We start from the raw sequence: 2,650 nt of genomic DNA on the forward strand, positions 1-2,650 counted from the left end.
GCAGTGAGTTGGAAACTCTCATGCTGCGTTCTCAGGGGAGGGGAGAGCGGCGACGCTCGAACCTTACCCGACGAGGAAGGAACGGCGACGTTCCCTTCCTTACCCGACAAGACAAGTGGTTGGAAGCTTTCCGAGACTCGCAAGCAGATAACCTTCACCGATAAAAAGGGAATCGGCAAGCTCAAACTAAAAGGTACATGGGACTTAAACTTCTACCAATTAGACCAGATAAAACGGGTTAGGTTAGTGCGTCGTGCCGATGGCTACTACGTTCAGTTCCTAATCAGTGCTGATAACAAGGTGGAGTCTGAACCCACAGGTAAAACAGTTGGCTTAGATGTGGGACTCAAAGAGTTCTATACAGACTCCAACGGTCACACCGAACCCAACCCTAAGTTTTATCGAATCGGAGAAAAACGTCTAAAGTTTCGACAACGGCGTGTTTCTGGCAAGAAAAAAGGCTCTGCCAACCGCAAGAAAGCCATTAATCGACTAGGACGAGTACACCTCAAAATAAGTAGGCAGCGTGAAGAACACGCCAAGAGACTGGCGCGTTGCGTAATCCAATCTAACGATTTGGTCGCTTATGAAAATTTGGGGATTAAGAACTTAGTCAAGAATCACTGTCTCGCTAAGTCGATTAATGATGCGGGTTGGTATCAATTCAGGAAGTGGCTAGAGTATGGAGGGGTAAAGTTTGGCAAGATAACCGTAGCGGTCAATCCTGCCTACACTTCCCAGCAATGTTCTAACTGCGGTGCAACAGTCAAAAAGTCTCTGTCTATGAGAACTCATGTCTGTGGATGTGGATTCGTTCTAGACAGAGACTGGAACGCCGCTATCAACATCCTGAAATTAGCCTTGAGTACCGTGGGGCACACGGGAACTTGGGTCTTTGACCCGAACGCTTCGGGAGATTCGACCTCTACTCTGGTTGGAGCAATCCAGTCAGAGCAAGTTGGGTCTATGAACGAAAAATCCCATCGCCTTTAGACATGGGAGTGTCAAACGAATGCTACTCGGCGACTTCAGCTTCCGCTTCCGCTTCAGGTGCATCTGGCACATCTTGCTTGATCGTCAAATAGCGAATCACTTCTTCGCTCAGACGCATCGCGCGTTCCAGGGTAAAAATTGCAGCGCCCGGAGCTGTATAGTTCATTTGAACGTATACTCCGTCCCGGTGCTTGCCGATTTCGTAAGCCAAACGGCGCTTGCCACGGTGCTGAGTTTCGATGTTTTCAGCACCTTGATCGCGCAAAATAGTTTGATATTTAGCGATCGCCTGGTCTGTCATTTCCTCACCCAAATCAGGGCGCAGAATGTACATAGTTTCGTAAATAAACGGTTTCATGGCAATAATCCCCTTATGGACAACAAGGCTTCTCACGAAGCAAGGACTTATTATCATATCCCAACCATGAACAATCTCAAAACTAAAAAACCAAATTCCCCAAACAACACTCCCTCGCCGTGGAGTACCCTGTGGAAGTACAGCATCATGAGCGCGATCGCACTTTTAATGCTGTTTCCCTTGCTGTGGCTGCTCAGTACCTCCCTCAAATCCCCCAACGAAAACATCTTTCAATTTCCCCCGCAACTGTGGCCACAACAGCCAACCCTCGAAAACTTCATCAAAGTTTGGCAAACCAACCCCTTCGGCCGCTACCTGTTCAACAGCACCCTAATTGCCGGCCTCACAGTTAGCATCAACGTTTTCTTTTGCGCCCTCGCCGCTTACCCCTTAGCCCGACTCAAATTTCGCGGCCGCGAAGCCATCTTAATCACGATCGTTTCCACAATCATGATTCCCTTCCAAATAGTCATGATTCCCCTATACATATTGACAGTACAACTCGGACTAAAAAATAGTTATTTAGGCGTAATCTTTCCCGGACTAGCCTCAGCCTTCGGCATATTTTTATTACGACAAGCATTCCTAGCAGTTCCCAAAGAACTAGAAGAAGCAGCCCGCATCGACGGCTGCTGCGAATTAGGCATTTGGTGGCACGTCATGATTCCGGCAATTAAGCCAGCTTTAGTCACCCTAGGAATTTTCGTATTTATCGGTTCTTGGAGCGACTTTCTGTGGCCGCTGCTAGTTTTAGACAGACCGGAATATTACACTTTACCTTTAGGGGTAGCCAATTTAGCCGGGACATTTTCTTTAGATTGGCGTTTAGTTGCGGCGGGTTCTATTATTTCTATTGTTCCAGTTTTGGGACTATTTTTGCTTTTGCAAAAATACATTGTGCCAACAGAAACTTCTGCGGGAGTCAAAGGATAGAATGAGGGCATGGGGCATGGGGCATGGGGCATGGGGCATGGGGATTGGAAGTCCAAAATTAGTATTTATTCCTTCTGCGATACAACTCACAAAATTTATTTGCTATGTACGAACTACCGGACATCCGCTGGATTGTATACCGCGCTGGGGTTGTAGATACTATTATCGCTTTTGCAAATGCGATCGATGCCCAAGACTGGCAAAAATTGCGATCGCACCTAGCTGGCGAAAGAGATATCGACTCTTCGGAATTTTGAGGAATCAAACAAAGTGTGGTAATTGTCAGCGACCATTGGTAACAAGTTAGAACGGAGTAGATTTTGTCAATACCCCTTTATGTAGAAATATAATTGAATAATAATGATA

The 2,650-nt window shown here is 46.6% G+C and carries 4 protein-coding genes; 3 read left to right on the forward strand and 1 reads right to left on the reverse strand.

Features of this window, described 5'->3' with window-relative positions; genetic code table 11:
* Nucleotides 1–993, forward strand: a 993-nt coding sequence (locus QUA16_RS36315) for a transposase (protein ID WP_333109682.1), incomplete at its 5' end; no start/stop codon positions are given.
* A 22-nt stretch (nt 994–1,015) separates the two neighbouring features.
* On the opposite strand, the gene rpsF is transcribed toward QUA16_RS36315, so the two are convergent.
* Nucleotides 1,016–1,351, reverse strand: coding sequence for a 30S ribosomal protein S6 (gene rpsF / locus QUA16_RS36320; RefSeq protein WP_015176119.1), 336 nt, complete (start codon nt 1,349–1,351; stop codon nt 1,016–1,018).
* A 15-nt stretch (nt 1,352–1,366) separates the two neighbouring features.
* On the opposite strand from rpsF, the gene QUA16_RS36325 reads away from it, so the two are divergent.
* Both QUA16_RS36325 and QUA16_RS36330 read left to right on the forward strand, forming a co-directional pair.
* Nucleotides 1,367–2,284 carry a carbohydrate ABC transporter permease gene (locus QUA16_RS36325; RefSeq protein WP_333109683.1) on the forward strand — a complete coding sequence of 306 codons (918 nt, stop codon included), beginning with the start codon at nt 1,367–1,369 and terminating at the stop codon, nt 2,282–2,284.
* A gap of 104 nt (nt 2,285–2,388) precedes the next feature.
* Entirely contained in the window at nt 2,389–2,541 is a 153-nt protein-coding gene (locus tag QUA16_RS36330; RefSeq protein WP_333109684.1) for a hypothetical protein, read from the forward strand.
* The last annotated feature ends 109 nt before the right edge of the window (nt 2,542–2,650 follow it).

Origin of the sequence: Microcoleus sp. S13_C3, assembly GCF_036700905.1 — a bacterium.
Classification (GTDB): domain Bacteria; phylum Cyanobacteriota; class Cyanobacteriia; order Cyanobacteriales; family Microcoleaceae; genus Microcoleus.